Source organism: Pedobacter sp. Leaf170, assembly GCF_920984665.1.
In the GTDB taxonomy this organism is placed as follows: domain Bacteria; phylum Bacteroidota; class Bacteroidia; order Sphingobacteriales; family Sphingobacteriaceae; genus Pedobacter.
On sequence record NZ_CAKLBP010000003.1, the window covers coordinates 316960 to 335644 of the forward strand.

Sequence of the window (18685 nt, forward strand, 5' to 3'; positions counted from 1 at the left end):
AGAATTGAGCATTGAAATTTGCGCAGTAACATGCAATTTTAGGTGAACAAGAGGATATGTAGCCTGCGAAGGGATTGTGTAGAGAAGGCCTCATATCATCGCCATTAAAATTTCGATAGTTCAATTAAAGAATAGATGCAAGCCTTGATGTTTTGTTTCTTTTGTATCAAGACAAAAGAAAAAGGCCACCGCCGATGAGGCAAAGTAAAAATTAAAAAATCACAACCCAACCACCCCGCCCGATTAAAAATAAGGATGGAGTTTGACCCTTAAAGTTGACTAAATCATTAACAAGAGATTGCCCATTTAGGTATAGTAAATCATCCCACAACCCCCTTCAAAGGGGGATAGCGAGTGCCATAGAAATCAGCATGACAGATGATTAAACATTAGCACACTCCACTCAATCCGCTCATTTTAGAAAACCGAGGGGCTCTGCACCCTGCTCTCCGGCATAGCAGATATTCATAGAATTGAGCATTGAAATTTGCGCAGTAACATGCAATTTTAGGTGAGCAAGAGGAAACCCTTTTTCACCAACTATGTAGCTCCCTCTCTTCAAGGAGAGGGCGGGGGGGTGAGGTATTTTATAAAATCACACTCCCACCCAACCACCCCTTCCATCTTAAAAATCTAATAATTAAAACCTAATTGAAAAGATTTCTCCACTACGGTCGAAATGACGGCATTGTGGAATAGTGTTTTTTCACCAACTATGCAGCTCCCTCTCTTCAAGGAGATATTATCCCGGCAATCCGGGGGGGCGGGGGGTGAGGTATTTTATAAAATCACACTCCTTTCCATCTTAAAAATCTAATAATTAAAACCCTATTAAAAAGATTTCTCCACTACGGTCGAAATGACGATTGTGCATCCCTACCCTGCTCTCTTTAAATGGTTGGGGGTTTAATTCCAACCCCCGCCTAAAGAACGATACAAACCAACAACCGCATTCAACTGCTCGGTTTTAATAGTGGTTAATTCCAGTTCGCTTTGCAACAAATTGCCTTGAGCGGTAATCACCTCTAAATAACTGGCCATACCACTTTTAAATAACAAACTTGCATTTCGCGAAGCTTGTTGTAAAGTCTGCGCTCTTTTCTCTGCAATGCTGTATTGATTCTTCAACTTCTCTACCTTAGTTAATTCATCAGAAACCTCTCCTACTGCATTAATTACCGATTGGCGGAATTGAATAACGGTTTTCTCCCTGTCGATTTTTGCCAATTCCAGATTTGATTTCAGCTGACCTCTCTGAAAAATAGGCTGCGTTATGCCACCTGAAACTAAACCAAATAAAGATGCAGGCACACTAAACCAGTTACTGGCTTTAAAAGAATTGATGCCTCCGCTTGCCGTAATCACAAGAGAAGGATATAAACTCGCCTTTGCAACGCCAACCTTCGCATTTGCCACATTGAGTGCTAATTCAGCAGATTTAATATCTGGTCTGCGGCTTAGCAAAGCTGATGGAAAACCAGCGCTCAAATCCTGAGGGATGGCCATTTTATCTAAGCGGCTGGAACGGTTTATCGCCTTTGGCAAAGTACCGATTAAAACACTTAAAGCGTTTTCCTGTAAGGCAACATTTTGTTCTAAACGTGGGATAAGCTGTGCTGCATTGAGCTGCTGTGCCTCTGCCTGTTGAATGGCTAATGAGGTTACCTGTCCGGCATCGAACTGTAAATTAATGATTCTTAGTGTGCTATCGTTCAGTTTTAAGTTTTTCCTTGCGATTTCCAATTGTGCATCCAGCATCAAAAGATTATAATAACCTTGTGCAACATTGGCGACCAAACGGGTTTGAACCGCTTTACGAGCTTCTTCGGTTTGTAAAAAAGTGGCTAAAGCACCAGCTTTTTGATTGCGGATTTTTCCCCAGATATCAGCTTCCCAAAACACACCCAGATTGGCATTGTAATCTTCAATGTGGGTAGAACCCGTAAATTGATTTAAGCTCAATCCGTTTAAACTATTATCAGAGGGGCGGCTTGAACTTGCCGATACCTGTAATTTCAACTCAGGTAAATAACCTAATTTTGATTGTTTGAACAACACTTCAGCCGCATCAATATTTTTTAATGCAATTTGCATGTCGTAATTTTTAACCAGCGCTGTATCGATTAAATTCTGTACAGTAAGGTCGCTGATAAAGTTCTTCAAAGGCAAATCGCCTACACTTGAAGAATCTGCTGGTGCCGAATTTCTAAACATTTTTGGCGCTAAACTTTGTGGTAAAGCTAAATCTTTAGAGATTGAACATCCGCTCCAGATTAAGGCAAGGAGCAGGATGCTTAAAATATTAAACCGTTTCATAAACTACATGATTTACAGATTCTTCATTGTGATGATGAACAACCTCATTTGATTTTCTTGAAATTTTTTCTTGTAATGCCTGGAAGATGACAAAGAGTACCGGAATAATGAACAATCCTAAAATTACTCCTGAAACCATCCCTCCTGCTGCACCAATACTGATGGAGTGGTTACCTTGCGCCGATGGACCAGTTGCCCCCATCATTGGAATTAAACCAACAATAAAAGCAAGGGAAGTCATGATAATCGGGCGTAACCTTGATTTTGCAGCTTCTAATGCTGAGGCAACCAATGGCTGTCCGCTTCTTCTTCGTTGAACTGCAAACTCTACAATTAGAATGGCATTTTTAGCGAGTAAACCGATAAGCATAATCAGGGCAACTTGCACATAAATATTATTCTGAATGCCGGTTAAACCTATTGCTACAAACACACCGAATATTCCGGCAGGGATAGATAAAATTACCGATAGCGGCAAAATATAACTCTCATACTGTGCAGAAAGCAGGAAGTAAATAAAAACCAGACACAATAAAAATATCACAGTGGATTGCCCGCCTGAAGAGATTTCTTCCCGTGTTTGTCCGGAGAATTCGTAACTATAACCTGATGGTAAATGTTGCTCTGCTACCTCTTGAATGGCTTTTATGGCCTGACCAGAACTAAAGCCCGGTTTTGGAATGGCATTAATTGAAATCGAATTGAACAGATTGTATCTTGAAGCCGTTTCTGAACCATAAATGCGGCTCAGTTTTACCAAAGTATTAATTGGCACCATTTCGCCGCGATTACTTTTCACAAAAACACGGTCGATTGATGATGGGTCTGCCCTATCCTGAACATCTGCTTGAACAACCACGCGGTAATATTTACCAAAACGGTTAAAATCTGATGCCTGTGCGCTACCGAAGTAAGTCTGCATGGTTTGCAAAATATCTTTCACATTTACACCCAATTGGTCGGCTTTTTCATCATTAATATCCAATTGTAATTGTGGATAATTTGCTTTAAAACTGGTAAAGGCTACCGCAATTTCTGGACGTTTCATCAGCTCGCCAATAAATTGTTGGGAGATTCCGCTGAATTTATCAAGTTTACCGCCGGTTTTATCCTGCAATACCATATCCAAAGCTTCAACATTACTAAAACCCGGAACAGTTGGAAAACTAAACACAAAGAAACTACCACCAGAAATGGCGCCTAATGTACCACGAACCTGGTTCATGATTTCTTCGATATTTTTAACTGCGCCACGTTCTTCATTCGGTTTTAAGAGTACGAAAACTACAGCTGATGACGGACTTGTTGAGTTGGTTAACAAGTTAAAACCTGATATTGCTGTTACATCTCTCGAGGCATCGAGTTTACTCAATACATTTTCGGCTTCATTCATTACTTTCTGTGTGCCTTCTAACGATGTTCCGGACGGTGTATTAACAGCAATGGCGATAAATCCCTGGTCTTCAGTAGGGATAAATCCTGCAGGAGTCGTTTTCACCATGAAAACTGTAGCCAAGGTAATCAAGGCCAAACCGCCCATGCTTAACCATTTGTGGCGAACTAAAAACTTCAAACCGCCAACATACCGATTGGTAAGGGAATTGAAACTGTGGTTAAATCCGTTGAAAAACCTTTGCTTAAAGTTTGGCTTCACTTCCGGTTTATCACCATGTGAAGAATGATTATCTTTTAAGAATAAGGCAGCCAAAGCCGGACTTAAAGTTAAAGCGTTAACCGCTGATATTACAATTGCAATAGCCATGGTAAAGGCGAACTGGCGATAAAAAACACCTGTAGAGCCTTCCATAAAACCTACCGGCAAGAACACCGCGGCCATAACCAATGTAATGGATATAATCGCTCCGGTAATTTCGTGCATCGCTTCATGGGTAGCCGCTTTCGGACCTAAACCTTTGTGCTCCATCTTTGCGTGTACCGCTTCAACGACCACGATGGCATCATCCACTACAATACCTATGGCTAAAATCAATGCGAACAATGTCAATAAGTTAATCGAAAATCCAAACAACTGCATGAAGAAGAATGTACCTAAAATAGCTACCGGAACGGCAATCGCCGGAATTAAAGTCGACCTGAAATCCTGAAGGAATAAGAACACCACGATAAACACCAGGATAAAGGCCTCAACCAAAGTATGCTCTACCTGCTCTATAGATTGATCTAAGGCCACTTTTGTACTGTAGAAAATATTCTTTTTTATCCCTGCCGGAAAACTTTTTTCAGATTTCTCCATCAGTTTATTAATCGCGACTTGTATATCATTTGAGTTTGAGCCCGCTAATTGAATAATACCGATTACAATTGCTTTTTTCCCGTTAATACGGGTAATACTGTTATAAGAATAAGCACCTAATTCTACCCTAGCAACATCTTTAAGGTGTAGTATAGAGCCATCTGCATTGGCACGTATAGCTATATTTTCATATTCTTCTGGTTTGGTTAATTTCCCTTTATACTTAATTACGTATTCGAAAACTTCCTTACTTTTCTCACCAAATTTTCCAGGGGCAGCTTCCAGACTTTTATCCTGAATGGCTTTCATTATCTCATTAGGCGTAACTTTATAAGTAGACATTTGCGTTGGATTTAACCAGACACGCATAGAATAATCTTTTACGCCACCAAAAATAGCAGCAGAACCTACACCGGGAATACGTTTAATTTCGGGAATGATGTTAATTTGTGCATAGTTGGCTACAAAAGTCTGGTCGTATTTAGATTCATCATCTGTGTACATGCCAATTGCCATGATGAAACTGTTCTGCTGTTTCGCTGTAGTTACACCTTGTTGTACAACTTCAGCCGGTAGCTGACTAGTGGCCTGAGCCACACGGTTTTGAACATTTACGGCAGCCTGGTCGGCATTTGTACCTAATTTGAAGAAAACAGTGATGGCCAAAGAACCATCATTACTAGCCGTAGAACTCATGTAAGTCATGTTTTCTACACCATTTATAGATTCTTCGAGCGATGGCGCTACTGAACGTAGAACCGTTTCGGCATTTGCACCAGGATAAACCGCAGTTACCAAAACCGAAGGTGGTGCAATATCAGGAAACTGTTGTAAAGGCAATTTCGTTAGACCAAGTACACCGAGTATTACCAACAAAATGGAGATAACAGTTGCCAGTACAGGCCTTTGTATAAATATCTTAAACATTTTTTCTATTATTTAAGCCCCAGTCCAGCCCTCCCCGGAAGGGAGTGATTATGAAGCGTATATTATTGAGAACTAATTTTTGTTTTCTTTTTGTATTTTCAGTATCAGCCTTTTAACTTTCAACTTTTAACTTTTTACTTTAGACTTTTGACTATTACACCATCTAAAGTCATCTAAACTTTTAGTTTAGCATCCAAGTCTTTTGACTTTTGACTTTCTACTTTCAACTTTCTACTTTCTACTTTCTACTTTCAACTTTTTTACTTTCAACTTCTGACTCCCAAGTATTTCACCATCTAAGGCATCTAAGGTCATCTAAGCTTTTAGTTTAGCATCCAAGCTTTTAACTTTCTACTTTTGACTTTCTACTTTTTACTTTTAACTTTTTTACTTTCAACTTCTGACTCCCAAGTATTTCACCATCTAAGGCATCTAAGGTCATCTAAGCTTTTAGTTTAGCATCCAAGCTTTTAACTTTTGACTTTTGACTTTCTACTTCAAACTCGCTGCTTTATCACTTGCTTGCTCTGGTGTAATCACTTGCCCTTCCTGCAAACGGTCTAAGCCGCTTAGTACAATTTGGTCGCCTGATTTTACACCATCTTTAACCAGATAATTGTTACCGCTTTTACCGATTACCGTGATAGGCATTTTGCTAACTTTATTGCCTTTATTTAGTGCGAATACGAAAACTTTATCCTGCATTTCAACCGTAGCCGATTGAGGAATTAATATGGCATCATCATGTTTTAAACCTAAGCGAAGTTTACCGGTATTACCGGAACGTAAAGTCCCGCTGGCATTTGGAAAACTGGCTCTTAGTGTTATCGCACCAGTGTTTTTATCAAACTGACCATCTATCATATCAATTTTGCCTTTAATCGGATATGTAGTGTTATCCGATAAAAGCAACTCTACGGCAGGCAAATGTTTAATCCTATCAGCAGGAGATTTACCCGGATAATTTGCGTTGAAACTGTTGAAATCATTTTCAGCCAAAGAGAAATAAACATGTACTTCATGAATGTCTGATAATTGAGTTAAAGCTTCCTGGTCTGTTGGTGCAACCAAACTCCCTTGTTTTTTAGGAATACGACCGATATAACCACTTACAGTAGCTTTAACATTGGTATAACCTAAATTAATTTGAGCCGATGCAACACTTGCTCTGGCCTGTTCGGCATTTGCCTGAGCTATTTTATAGGCTGTTTTTGCCGTTTTCAACTGAAACTCAGAAACTACCTTATTTTGAACAAGAGGTGTTAACTTATCGACTTCCAATTGTGCGTTAAGTATAGCAGCTTCAGCTGCATGTAAGCTTGCTTTAGCATTATTTAAAGCTTCTCTATAAGGATTTTCATTAATTTTAAAAAGTGTTTGCCCGGCAGATACATAAGCGCCTTCATTAACTAATACCTTTTGCAAATAACCGCTAACCTGCGGACGAACATCAATATCTACGGCTCCCTGTATAGCAGCCGGATATTCAATAAAAGTTGTTTCGGTACTTTCATGTATCTGGCTTACAGGCAATACCGGAGGTGGTGGTGCAGCTGCTGTTTGGTCTGGAGAGGATTTACAACTAATAAGAACGATTGAAAATAATGATAGAACGAATAGAGACTTAACCTGATTAAATGGTTTAACACTGTTAAGTAAAATGAATAAACGATGGATAGCATTCATATGATTAAAAATTATAATGGATTTATAGGTTATAAACTATTTAACACCGTTAAATAGAAGTTAAAAAAATATTAACTATTAATAGATAAGGTAATACCCTTAATAGCGTCTTTTAAAATTTGTTGGTTTAGTTCGTCTGTAGTTCTTCCGTTTGGCCTTACCAGGTTAATAGAAATCAAGCCATGAATAATCGACCAATAGGTATAGTATTTCATGCAGATATCATCATCTGATACTGGTTTTTTCGTAAATAAAGATTCAATTACATCGCCCAGCATAGTGCTAACATGTTCTGCTTCTGGCATAGCGCTTTTAACGTTACAACATACCATATCTACACCATACATCAACTGATAAAACTCCTTATGCGAAAAAGCGAAGTTCCAATAGGCAACCCACATGGCTTCCATTTTATCTTCCGGGTTTTCGTATTTATCGCGGGCTTCCTTAATATCTTTTGAAAGGATTAAATAACCTCGCCTGGTTAATTCTAGTAAAATGCCTTCTTTATTTGGAAAGTATTCGTAAATAATCGGTGCGGTGTATTCAATCTGGTCGGCAATTTTACGCATACTTAAAGCCTGCCACCCTTCATTTTGAACAATGTTCAGGGCTGCATCCAGAATATTGGTTCTGGTTTCTTCTTTCAAACGTAAAATTCTTTCTTTACTTCCCATGACGGAATTTATTAAGCGTAAATAATCTAACACCGTTAAGCAAATGTATAACCAATTCAGAAATCAACAATCATGCAATTGTCAAATAGATTTGAACAACATAAAATATACGTTTAAATAGAAATAGGTGCACATTTGTTTCTCATTATTTTTTTTAAATCAACCGCAACTAAAATAAATCCTGACAAACAGACTTATTTTTTTTGGAAAGCAATGTCTGTAGTTCTTTTGGAACAGCAGTCCCGCCCTTTACTTCCTGCCCACCGCAGGCAGGCAATCTTTTTGGCACATTACTGCACCAATTGCCGTCATTGCGAGGAGGAACGACGAAGCAATCTCTTAACTAGAGCTACAAAAAGTATTTCCATTTCGGTCGGGTTTAGAAAACTTAGGTAATTGCAAGGAACAGAAAAACCATCCCATACCTGTCATATCATTATTTTAAGCCCAAAAAACCTTGTCAGTCTGAGCGGAGTTGAAGACCATTTCGATGGTCAAAAACAAAAAGTCAATACAAAAAATTGCTTATTGTGTAAAATAATCATCCCCCAACCCCCTTCGAAGGGGGATAGCGAGTGCCATAAAACTCATCTACCAACTTAAGATGAAAGTCGCTGTAGCCACTCTGCTATCTGGCATAGGAAGTGTGGGAAGGAGAAAACGTTAAAGCATTTGAACTACCTTTAATATACCATGGAACAAGGCAGCACACCCACTGCGATTCTTCATCGCAGCTTGTGCTGACGCAATTTATGTTTTAACGAATCTATCAGACATCAATTCAAAGCCTTGATGGTATGCCCTTTCGTTCCTTGTTTTTTTAGGTGGGCGTGCTTTCGCTATGCTCAGGTTTATTTCTTTTGTAACAAGACAAATGAAAAATTCCAGATGAAAACTCACGGAATGAAAAAATAATAACCAAAACTTTATCTTAGATTATGATTTATCGTGAAGCCAAAACAACCGACATCCCGCAAATTCAAATCGTTAGACATGCTGTTAAAGAAAACACCTTATCCAACCCGGCACTTGTAACAGATGCCGATTGTGAAGAATTTATTACTGTACGAGGCAAAGGTTGGGTTTGTGAAATTGATAATGAAATTGTTGGCTTCTCTATTGTCGATTTGAAAGAAAATAACATTTGGGCACTTTTTCTAAGACCGGAGTTTGAAGGAAAAGGCATTGGAAAAGAATTACATAGGCTTATGATAGATTGGTACTTCAATCAAACAAAAAAAACAGTTTGGTTAGGAACGGCACCAGATACCAGAGCACAAAAGTTTTACGAATTACAGGGCTGGAAAAATGTTGGAATGGTTAACAAGGGCGAAGTAAAATTTGAAATGTGTTATAATGATTGGGTAAAATAACATAATTCGTTATTGCGAGGTACGAAGCAATCTTTTACAATAGAGTTGCTTACCCGAACTGTCGGTAAAAACCGTAATTCGCAATGAAGACCGCTTTTTCTTGCAAAATATTAAGTTAAATAGCCCCGACAAAGCGGAATGAGGACTTGAAGCGGCGGCGGGACTGCTGTAAGCCAAAAGACACAGGTTTTGCGCTTCAAAATATATTAATATCCAAAGAGCACAAAGCAATCCTTGTTTATAGATTGCTTCGTGCCTCGCAATAACGGGTTTTTAACTACCCCTTAAAATTCTTCATAAAATCACTTACACTTTCTTCAATATTTCCACTTTCAATTGCCTTAACGAAAGCAGTTCCAATAATAGCACCGTTTGCATACGAACAAGCTTTATCAAAGGTTTGCTTATCACTAATACCAAAGCCAATCATTGTTGGATTTTTAAGATTCATGCTTTTAATGCGGCTGAAATAATTTTCTGTAGTATCGCCAACTTCCAGGTTTTTACCTGTGGTTGCAGATGATGAAAGCAGATAAATAAATCCGTTAGTTAAGCCATCAATTTTATGGATACGCTCCTCAGCTGTTTGAGGTGTAATTAAAAACACATTGCTCAAATTATGTTCCTCGAAGCAAGTCTGGTGAAACTCTTCATATTCTACCATCGGCAAATCAGGCACGATACAGCCATCTACACCTACTTCTGCACAAGCTTTACAAAAATTCTCTACCCCAAATTGTAAAACCGGATTAACATAACCCATCAATAAAACCGGAATAGTTACATTCTTTCTTAAATCTTTCAATTGCTCAAAAAGCAATTTTAAATTCATGCCCTGGTCTAAAGATTTTTTACTACTTGCCTGTATAACCGGACCATCAGCAACCGGATCGGAATACGGGAAACCAATCTCCAGCATATCTGCACCAGATTTTTGTAAAGCTTCAGCAATTTGAATGGTATCGTCTAAATTTGGATAACCAGCTGTATAATAAATTGATAATATATTTTTCTTCTTATCGAAGAGTTGTTTGATTCTGTTCATACCCTTAATCTTTCCGTCATTGCGAGGTACGGTTTATCCAGGAGAGTCGGGATAAACCGTGCCTCGCAACGACGACTTATCTCTATAAATTAAAATATTTAATGTAAGTATCTAAATCTTTGTCTCCCCTGCCGGATAAACAAATCACGACATTTTCGCCGCCTTTAAATTCCATTTTTTCCAGGTAAGCCAATGCATGTGCGCTTTCAATCGCCGGAATTATGCCTTCTAATTGGGTGAGCAATAAACCCGCATCAAGGCTTTCCTCATCTGTGATAGATACATACTTTCCGCGGCCGGTTTTAAATAAATGTGCATGTTGCGGACCAATACCAGGGTAATCTAAACCAGCTGAAACCGAATGTGGTTCAACAACCTGTCCATCTTCTGTTTGCATCAAAATACTTCGGCTTCCGTGTAAAACACCTTCCTTACCCAAATAAGTTGTTGCAGCAGAAAAACCACTCGATACGCCTTTACCTGCAGCTTCAACCGCAATCAATTTAACATCTTCATCATCCATAAAATGATAAAACATGCCCATTGCATTACTGCCACCACCTACGCAAGCCAATACATAATCTGGTTGGTCGTTTCCGGTTTGTTCTATCAACTGTTTTTTGGTTTCTTCTGAAATGATGGATTGAAAAATAGCAACCATATCGGGGTAAGGGTGCGGACCAACAACTGAACCAATGATGTAATGCGTATCAACCGGGTTATTAATCCAGTCACGCATGGCTTCATTTGTAGCATCTTTTAAAGTTTTACTACCAGAACTCGCCGGAACAACCTTTGCACCCAGCATTTTCATGCGGGCAACGTTTGGAGCCTGGCGCTCGATATCAACCTCGCCCATATAAATTACACACTCCAGATTACGCAAAGCACAAACGGTAGCTGTAGCCACGCCATGCTGTCCGGCGCCGGTTTCTGCAATAATTCTCTTTTTACCCAACTTTTCGGCCAGTAAAATCTGACCAATGGTATTGTTAATTTTATGCGCTCCGGTATGATTTAAGTCTTCTCTTTTCAGGAAGATATTTGCACCATACTTTTCAGATAGCCGATTCGCTAAATACAAAGGCGAAGGGCGACCTACATAATCTTTTAACAGCTGATGAAATTCTTTCTGAAAGTCAGCATCATCAATAATCTTCAAATAATTTTGACGCAATTCTTCTACATTTGGATAAAGCATCTCTGGGATGTATGCGCCTCCAAAATCTCCGTAGTATCCTTTTTCGTTTACTTTGTATTTCATATCTTAATCAATATTCCGTCGGCAGAAACCAACGGCAATGAATTCTATTCTATTTATTGCCCATGATTGAAATCATGAGTTATTTTTCAACTTCAAAATTTGTCATTCCATCTAACGAAGCCTTAACTATCAAAAGAGAAGAGCCCGTTCGGTTAGGAGAAATACCTAAACTCCTCCCCCTGCCCCCTCCAAAGTGGGGTAGCATAACGCAGAAACTAATTTTCGAGCTTTGCGACAAAAGCCTCAATCCTGCCTGCATCCTTAAAACCCGGTTCAGTTTCAAACCTGCTGTTAATATCTAAAGCATATAATCTTGAATCGTCTATTTCAACTATTTCCGAAACGTGTTCCATATCAATACCACCACTTAAAAAATAAGGCTTATCTAATTTATAGTTAGCCAATATCTTCCAGTCGAAGGTTTTTCCTGAACCACCATGCACTTTTGTTTTAGTATCGAACAGAAAATAATCAACCTGATCTACATAAGTATTTAATGTATTAAAATCAAAATCCTCATAAATGCCAAAGGCTTTTATAATTTCTAAACCGTTAAAACTGTCTTTTAGTTCTTGGCAATATTCAGGAGTTTCGGCTCCATGCAATTGAACAGCTTTTAACTTATGCAATTTTACCTTTTGCTTAACCGTTTCTAAATCTTCATTTACAAATACGCCAACCGTTTTAATTTCTGATGGAATATATTTTATCAGTTCTGCCGAAACATCGTTTATAAAACGTGGCGACTTATCGTAAAATATAAACCCCAAATAATCTGGTTGCAAAGCCGCAACCGCAGCAATGTTCGCCGCGAACTTCATTCCGCAAACCTTAAGTTTCAAACCACTCATTAGGCTACAAGTTTTTTAAAGCTTTCTAAAGCCTTTTTACTAACTAAAGATTCTTCAGCTTCATAAAAACAATCGGCAAATGAGGCTGCTGGTTTTATGGTTTTAATCGCCAATGCCGAGTTACAAAGCACAACATTGTTTTGCACGTCTGTAGCGCCACCATTAAGTACATCCATAAATATTTTTGCCGACGATTCTACGGTATCACCACCTTTTATATCACTTGTAGAAACCTTTTCAAAACCCATATCGCCCAAGGTTAAAATGCTTTCTCCTTTATTATTGAATGTTTTCACATCACAGGTTAAGGAGATTTCATCATAACCTTCAAGCGCATGCACAATGGTATAACTTTTTGTTGTATCCTGGTATAAATAGTTGTATAAACGAGCCAATTCTAAACTAAAAACACCAACCATCTGGTATTTAGGTTGCGATGGATTAACCATAGGGCCTAACATATTAAAAAAGGTTTTTATACCTAAATCTTTACGAATTGGTGCTACAATTTTCATTGCCGGATTAAACAATGGCGCATGCAAAAAGCAAATTCCTGCATCATCCAGATTACGTTTTAAAATACTTTGGTCGTTTGTAAAAGTATAACCTAAATATTCCATAACATTTGATGAACCACAACCCGAAGAAACGCCGTAGTTACCATGTTTAGCCACTTTATGACCCGCGCCGGCAACCACAAAAGAAGATAGCGTAGAAATATTAAAAGTATCTTTTCCATCACCTCCGGTTCCGCAAAGGTCGATTAATTCGAAATCAGAAAAGTCTGTTTTTATCCCTAAATCAAGCATAGCATCGCGAAAACCCTGCAACTCATCAACCGTAATATTACGCATTGCATAAGCCGTAATAAATGCAGCAATTTGCGATGAATTGAATTCGCCTTGCGTAATGGAAATCAGGATATTCTTTGCCTCTTCCCTGCTAAAGCTCTTATTTTCAAATAAATGATTTAATATTTTTTTCATGTTGATGTTTTCCTTTTCCGTCATTCTGAACTTGTTCAGAATCTATTCTGACAGATGCTGAAATGAATCAGCATGACGATAGCCCATAAAAAAAGGATTGCTTTTTGGGCAATCCTTTTCATCGTTTATAAAATATTTTAAAATATATAACAACAGAATTTGCCTAACAAATATCGTTATGCCACCACCAATTGTTATTTAAGTTTTTAATTATCATGTTTGTAAAAACAAATATTGATATAATTTTTATAAATCCAAAATCTTTCTAAAATATATGGCCTTTTTCAAAAGAAAAGTTCAGTTTAATGACGATTTAGGTTTCGGCTCTGTTCCCGTTATCAAAAATCAACGCGTTTTAAATACAGACGGTTCTCCAAATATTGAACGTACAGGCTTGCCCTGGTTTAAATTTGATGATACTTACACCCGCCTGGTTACCATGAGTTGGACCAGATTTTTCATAGTGATTTTAACCGCCTATCTTATTGTTAACACGATTTTTGCCATTGCTTACAATTTAATAGGCATTGAAAATTTAAATGGCGCAAAAGGCAAAACCCTGCGAGACCAGTTTTTTGATGCTTTCTTTTTCTCTGCTCAAACCATTTCTACCGTTGGTTACGGACATATATCGCCGCAAGGTTTTATAACAAGTGTTTTAGCTGCTTTTGAAAGTATGTTGGGCTTACTTGCCTTTGCATTGGCTACAGGCTTACTTTATGGTCGTTTCAGCAGACCAACATCAAAAGTATCATTTAGCAAAAAGATGGTTGTTGCGCCTTATCAAAACCATACCGGTTTAATGTGCCGTTTGGTAAATCTTAGAAAAAATTCTTTAATTGATGTTGAAGCGCAGATGTACATGACCTTTAACGAAACGGTTGATGGTAAATTAAAACGCAGTTTTTATCCGCTTGAATTGGAGCGAAGTAAAATAAGCATGCTCTCTTTAAACTGGACATTGGTTCATCCGATTAATGAAGATAGCCCCATTTTTGAGAAAAGCCTTGCAGAGCTAAGCAATGCCGAGGTAGAAATTTTTGTAGTTTTAAAAGCGTTTGATGATACTTTTGCCCAAACCATTCATAGCCGTACAAGCTATCAGGATGAAGATATTGAGTGGAATGCGAAGTTTAAAATTATGCATTACCATAACGAAGACGGCAAAATGGTTATGGATTATAGCTTATTTGATAAAACAGAACAGCTGCTCGTTAATTAGTTTTTCAAAAGAAAATTTGATTGAAAAAGGTCAGATGTTAATAATGATATTTTAGCTGTACAATGATGATTCTATCACCCAAAACTTGATAAACTATACGATGTTCATCGTTAATTCGACGAGACCAAAAACCTGCCCAATTGTGCTTTAATGCCTCAGGTTTACCAATTCCAGTGAAAGGCGTTTCTATTATCGATTGAATTAATTCAGTAATCTTTTATTGAATCTGTTTATTACCTGATTTTTTCCATTCCTCAAGTTGCTTTTGTGCATCAAGAGTAAATTCTATTTCCATAAATCTGTAATGGCGATCTTAACTGTATCGCCATTTTCAGCTTGTTTTATACTTTTATTTAATGCTTTTTTATTGGCTAAAGATTTGCTCAAGTAAGTGGTTTCATCATCATTCCCTTTCTCAAAAGCGATATCCAAAGCTTTAAGAATAGCCTTAACAGCAAATAATTGCTTTCTATCTTTCGGTTGTACGATTAATGTTTCCATAAAACAAATTTACAATAATTAAAATTAAACAATATAACGAACTTATTTATCTGACGAAACATTTAACATAAAACCTACAATCTCTTGATACAGATCATTTCCACCAAATATCATCTGACTAATCATCGGTACATGACTTTTACCTTTTATTTCTTTCATCTCTGCAGGAACATTGTTTGCTTTTAATATTTCGTACAAACGCGGTGTTTGTAATTTTATCGCCGGATAGGTTTTAGCACCGTAAAAAAGTAAGTGTGGATTGTGAATATTTTTGGTGTAATTTAATGGCGATGCCGATTTCCAAACCGATTGTTTATCGGTAAAAGTTCTTAAAAAATCATAGTAATAATGGTCTTTTTCTGCTGATATTAAGTATTCAAAAATATCCAGACCAAAAGGGTCATTTAATATCATGCCTTTAATTGGATTTTTAATCCCAACCTGCTGAAAATATTTTGGATCAGCATTAATTAACTCGCCTAAATGCGCACCGGCAGAATGCCCCATCACATAAATTTTATCGCCACTGGCTTGATAGTCCGCAATATTTTTTTGTACCCATTTTACGGCCAAAGCACAATCGCCAGCCATTTTTTCGTATTGCGCTGCTGGCGCTAATGGATAATTTATAATTACGGTAACAATGCCTTTTCTTGCAAAATTTCTGCCTAGCCACCAATACGTTTCCTTTTTGCCACTACTCCATGAACCGCCATGTATAAAAACTAAAACAGGCTTATTTTTCACATCGTCATTTTTGTAGAAGATGTTAAGTGTATTACTTTCGTCAGAGTTATTAGCATAGCTAATGTTTTTTACTGTTTTTACCTGAGCGGATGATATTAGGGTTTGAAATAAGAGCATTATAAATAACAATTTCTTGAGCATATTGAAGCTTTTCCTTTTTTGAACAGTAAATTAACGAAATTGTTGGTCAATCAGATTTTCTTTACGTTTTAGGGATAAAAAAAGATGCCTGCTCTTTTACAAACAGGCATCTCAAAAAATGTTATGATTTAAATAACTATGATAAATGTTGAGGCAAATCTTCAACACGCTCGCAGCCCAGCTGGTCCATCACTTGTTTCAGTTGCGTTTTCAGCATACCTATTGTGTGGTTTCCACCTTCACTACCTAAAGCGCCAACACCATACATAAAACTTCTACCTAGAAACGTAAAATCTGCACCGGCAGCAATACTTCTGGCAATATCCGGACCAGAGCGAACTCCACTATCCATCATTACTGTTAACTTATCTTTAAATTTTGGTGCAATTTGTATTAAAGGCTTAATAGCAGATTGCCCGGCGTCCAATTGTCTGCCACCATGGTTTGAAACAATAATTCCATCAAGCCCTAAATTTACGGCCATTTGTGCATCTTCATCGGTTGCAACACCCTTTAAAACTAATTTACCCTTCCATTTATCTCTAATGGATGAAATTCTGTCGGTATTTAATCGACCAGAAAAGGTACGATTCATATATAAACCAAGCTGCTTCATATTTAAACCTTTCGGCATATAAGGTTTCATGGTTTCAAAAGCCGGCTGACCATGGAATAGTGTTCTTAATGCCCATTCTGGCCTGCCCATTATTTGAAGCATATTTCTTACCGACATTTTTGGCGGCATTGCCAATCCATTGCGAATATCTCTTGGTCTGAAACCAAAACTCGGTACATCACAAAGAATAACCAGAACTTTGCAACCAGAAGCTTCTGCCCTGTTTATAATATCGTCTTTAATTAATTCTTCTGCCGGATGATAGAGTTGATACCATGCATTTCCTTCGGTGATTTCTAAAATTCTTTCTATTGATGACGTACTTACCGTACTCAGAATAAAAGGAACATTATGCTCAAAAGCTGCTTTAGCTAATATTTCGGGTGCATTTGGCCAAATTAATCCTTGTAAGCCTACAGGTGCGATGCCAAAAGGTGCATCATAAGTATGCCCGAATAAATTTGTTTTTAATGATGCTTCCTTAAAATCTCTGATGTAAAAAGGCAAAAGTTCTAAAGCTCTGATGTCATCAGTATTACGAAAAAGGTTTACATCTTCGTTACAGCCTCCATCAAGATATTCAAAAGCAAACCTTGGGATTTTAGATTTTGCTTTGTTTCTTAAATCATCAATAGATGGATAATCTGCATTATATTTCCAGCTCATTTGTATTTATATTTTAGAATTGCATGCTGCGTTGTATGGCAGAATAATATTTTAATTGAATGATATCACTTGGTGGCGGATTTGAATTCCAGGAATCGTGAATGGCCAATGCTGTACCAATGGCAGTTGCCTGAGATACAGATGAAGCATAAACTTCAATATCTGGAATAGAAGTTGCAAGCAAGTGCATGTAAATGGCATTTTTACCGAAACCGCCATCAACAAAAATTCTTTTTACGCCTGAGTTTAGTACAAGTTTTAAAGAATAAAGCTGTTGTTTAACCAGGTCGAATATTAATTGATGATAAGCTTCTTCGGCCGTTTGGAAAAGATTTAAATCACGTTCAGCAAAAGCTGACTTTTCAGAAAACGCTGTTTGAGGTATTTGATTTTCAGGAACCTTATTTGCCAGTTTTAAAATCATACCCGGATTAAATTGTAGGTGCTTAAATAAATAAGCGGCTCGGTCGAAATGTTCGGCAATTCTTTTCAGTTGTACTTCATGTTCGTAACCGGCAAAAATACGCGAAGCCTTTACTGCCTTGCCTTTAAAATGCATGTAACAAAGGCAATCCTGTTTCAATTCCTCTTCTGTTAAAACTTCCTGATTAAATGGATTTAAACTAATGCACCAGGTTCCGGTAGAAAGTAGAATAAAGGGCACCGAAAAATTTGCCAGATATGGAATTAAGGCTGCCGAACTATCGTGCAAACCAACACCAACCTTAACATCAAGACTTTCAAATTTGGCATCAAGAACAGCATCCGCAGGTGTAAAAGCACCAAATTTTTCTTCTAAACCTTCATCAAAAACCCATTGGTGGTATTCATTTTTAGCAAAATCCCACAGATGGGTATGGCAACCAATACTGGTAATATCTGCAACTGCTTGTTTTGAGATTAAATAACTTAAATACTGAGGTAAATGAAGCGCATACTTTATTTTAGCAAATACCTCTGGTTTTTCCTTTTTCAGGCGATACAATTGCAATCCCGAATTTAAACTTCCTAAAATCGGGGAAGCGGTTTCTAATGAAATTTTTGCATCACCGCCATATTTGGCATAAAACTCTTGTTTTAAAGTTTCAGGATATTCTTTTAAATAATTGTAAAGTGGAGTTAAAGGCTCTCCATTTTCATCCAGGTAAACAAAACTTGCTCCATAAGATGAAAAGTTAATCGCTTTAATATCGTATTCCTTTAATTGCATAACCTGATTAAGCGAATCAAATACCGACGAACGCAGACTTTCAAGATTTTCACAAACCTCGCCATCTTCATCTTTTGTTTCTACAAAACGAGCCGATCGCTCATAAACGATGTTGTAATTTTCATCGATTAGAAACAATTTTTTATTGGTTTTTCCTACATCAAATATGGCTGCAACAGTTTTTGGCATTTTTTATTCTCCTC

General features: G+C 37.6%; 15 protein-coding genes. 2 read left to right on the forward strand and 13 right to left on the reverse strand.

The features are described from left to right. Positions 1 to 906: 906 nt before the first annotated feature. The 4 genes from LUA90_RS10145 to LUA90_RS10160 form a co-directional block, all read right to left on the reverse strand. The gene (locus tag LUA90_RS10145; protein WP_231490868.1) at positions 907 to 2316 is read right to left on the reverse strand and encodes a TolC family protein; all 1410 of its coding nucleotides are present in this window, start codon (positions 2314 to 2316) and stop codon (positions 907 to 909) included. Next, positions 2303 to 5497 (reverse strand): efflux RND transporter permease subunit, encoded by a 3195-nt coding sequence (locus tag LUA90_RS10150; protein ID WP_231490869.1) that lies wholly within the window; start codon positions 5495 to 5497, stop codon positions 2303 to 2305. Before LUA90_RS10150 ends, LUA90_RS10145 begins: the two co-directional genes overlap by 14 nt. 492 nt (positions 5498 to 5989) lie before the next feature. Next, the gene (locus LUA90_RS10155; RefSeq protein WP_231490870.1) at positions 5990 to 7183 is read right to left on the reverse strand and encodes an efflux RND transporter periplasmic adaptor subunit; all 1194 of its coding nucleotides are present in this window, start codon (positions 7181 to 7183) and stop codon (positions 5990 to 5992) included. A 71-nt stretch (positions 7184 to 7254) separates the two neighbouring features. Continuing rightward, the gene (locus tag LUA90_RS10160; protein WP_231490871.1) at positions 7255 to 7860 is read right to left on the reverse strand and encodes a TetR/AcrR family transcriptional regulator; all 606 of its coding nucleotides are present in this window, start codon (positions 7858 to 7860) and stop codon (positions 7255 to 7257) included. A 938-nt stretch (positions 7861 to 8798) separates the two neighbouring features. Here LUA90_RS10160 and LUA90_RS10165 point away from each other — a divergent pair. Continuing rightward, complete coding sequence (locus tag LUA90_RS10165; RefSeq protein ID WP_231490872.1) at positions 8799 to 9233, forward strand: GNAT family N-acetyltransferase; 435 nt, start codon at positions 8799 to 8801, stop codon at positions 9231 to 9233. Positions 9234 to 9510: 277 nt separating this feature from the next. Here the strand turns inward: LUA90_RS10165 and trpA are convergent, their stop codons facing one another. From trpA to trpD, 4 genes are all read right to left on the reverse strand, one after another. After that, entirely contained in the window at positions 9511 to 10278 is a 768-nt protein-coding gene (gene trpA, locus LUA90_RS10170; RefSeq protein WP_231490873.1) for a tryptophan synthase subunit alpha, read from the reverse strand. An 82-nt stretch (positions 10279 to 10360) separates the two neighbouring features. Then, positions 10361 to 11542: a tryptophan synthase subunit beta gene (gene trpB, locus LUA90_RS10175; protein WP_231459271.1), complete on the reverse strand. Its 1182-nt coding sequence runs from the start codon at positions 11540 to 11542 to the stop codon at positions 10361 to 10363. A gap of 215 nt (positions 11543 to 11757) precedes the next feature. Beyond that, positions 11758 to 12393, reverse strand: coding sequence for a phosphoribosylanthranilate isomerase (locus LUA90_RS10180; protein WP_231490874.1), 636 nt, complete (start codon positions 12391 to 12393; stop codon positions 11758 to 11760). Next, a complete protein-coding gene (gene trpD / locus LUA90_RS10185; RefSeq protein WP_231490875.1) occupies positions 12393 to 13379 on the reverse strand; it encodes an anthranilate phosphoribosyltransferase in 987 nt (328 codons plus the stop codon). The genes LUA90_RS10180 and trpD overlap by 1 nt, the downstream gene beginning before the upstream one ends. Positions 13380 to 13653: 274 nt before the next feature. On the opposite strand from trpD, the gene LUA90_RS10190 reads away from it, so the two are divergent. Further along, entirely contained in the window at positions 13654 to 14601 is a 948-nt protein-coding gene (locus LUA90_RS10190) for an ion channel (protein ID WP_231490876.1), read from the forward strand. A gap of 37 nt (positions 14602 to 14638) precedes the next feature. On the opposite strand, the gene LUA90_RS10195 is transcribed toward LUA90_RS10190, so the two are convergent. The 5 genes from LUA90_RS10195 to LUA90_RS10215 form a co-directional block, all read right to left on the reverse strand. Then, positions 14639 to 14815, reverse strand: coding sequence for a Txe/YoeB family addiction module toxin (locus tag LUA90_RS10195; protein WP_304622671.1), 177 nt, complete (start codon positions 14813 to 14815; stop codon positions 14639 to 14641). 71 nt (positions 14816 to 14886) lie between these two features. Then, entirely contained in the window at positions 14887 to 15102 is a 216-nt protein-coding gene (locus LUA90_RS10200) for a DUF2683 family protein (protein WP_231490877.1), read from the reverse strand. A gap of 42 nt (positions 15103 to 15144) precedes the next feature. Next, a complete protein-coding gene (locus tag LUA90_RS10205) occupies positions 15145 to 15990 on the reverse strand; it encodes an alpha/beta hydrolase (RefSeq protein WP_231490878.1) in 846 nt (281 codons plus the stop codon). Positions 15991 to 16126: 136 nt separating this feature from the next. After that, on the reverse strand, positions 16127 to 17272 hold the full coding sequence (locus tag LUA90_RS10210; protein WP_231490879.1) for an alpha-hydroxy acid oxidase: 1146 nt from the start codon (positions 17270 to 17272) through the stop codon (positions 16127 to 16129). A gap of 13 nt (positions 17273 to 17285) precedes the next feature. Further along, on the reverse strand, positions 17286 to 18671 hold the full coding sequence (locus LUA90_RS10215) for an FGGY-family carbohydrate kinase (RefSeq protein WP_231490880.1): 1386 nt from the start codon (positions 18669 to 18671) through the stop codon (positions 17286 to 17288). Positions 18672 to 18685: the final 14 nt, after the last annotated feature.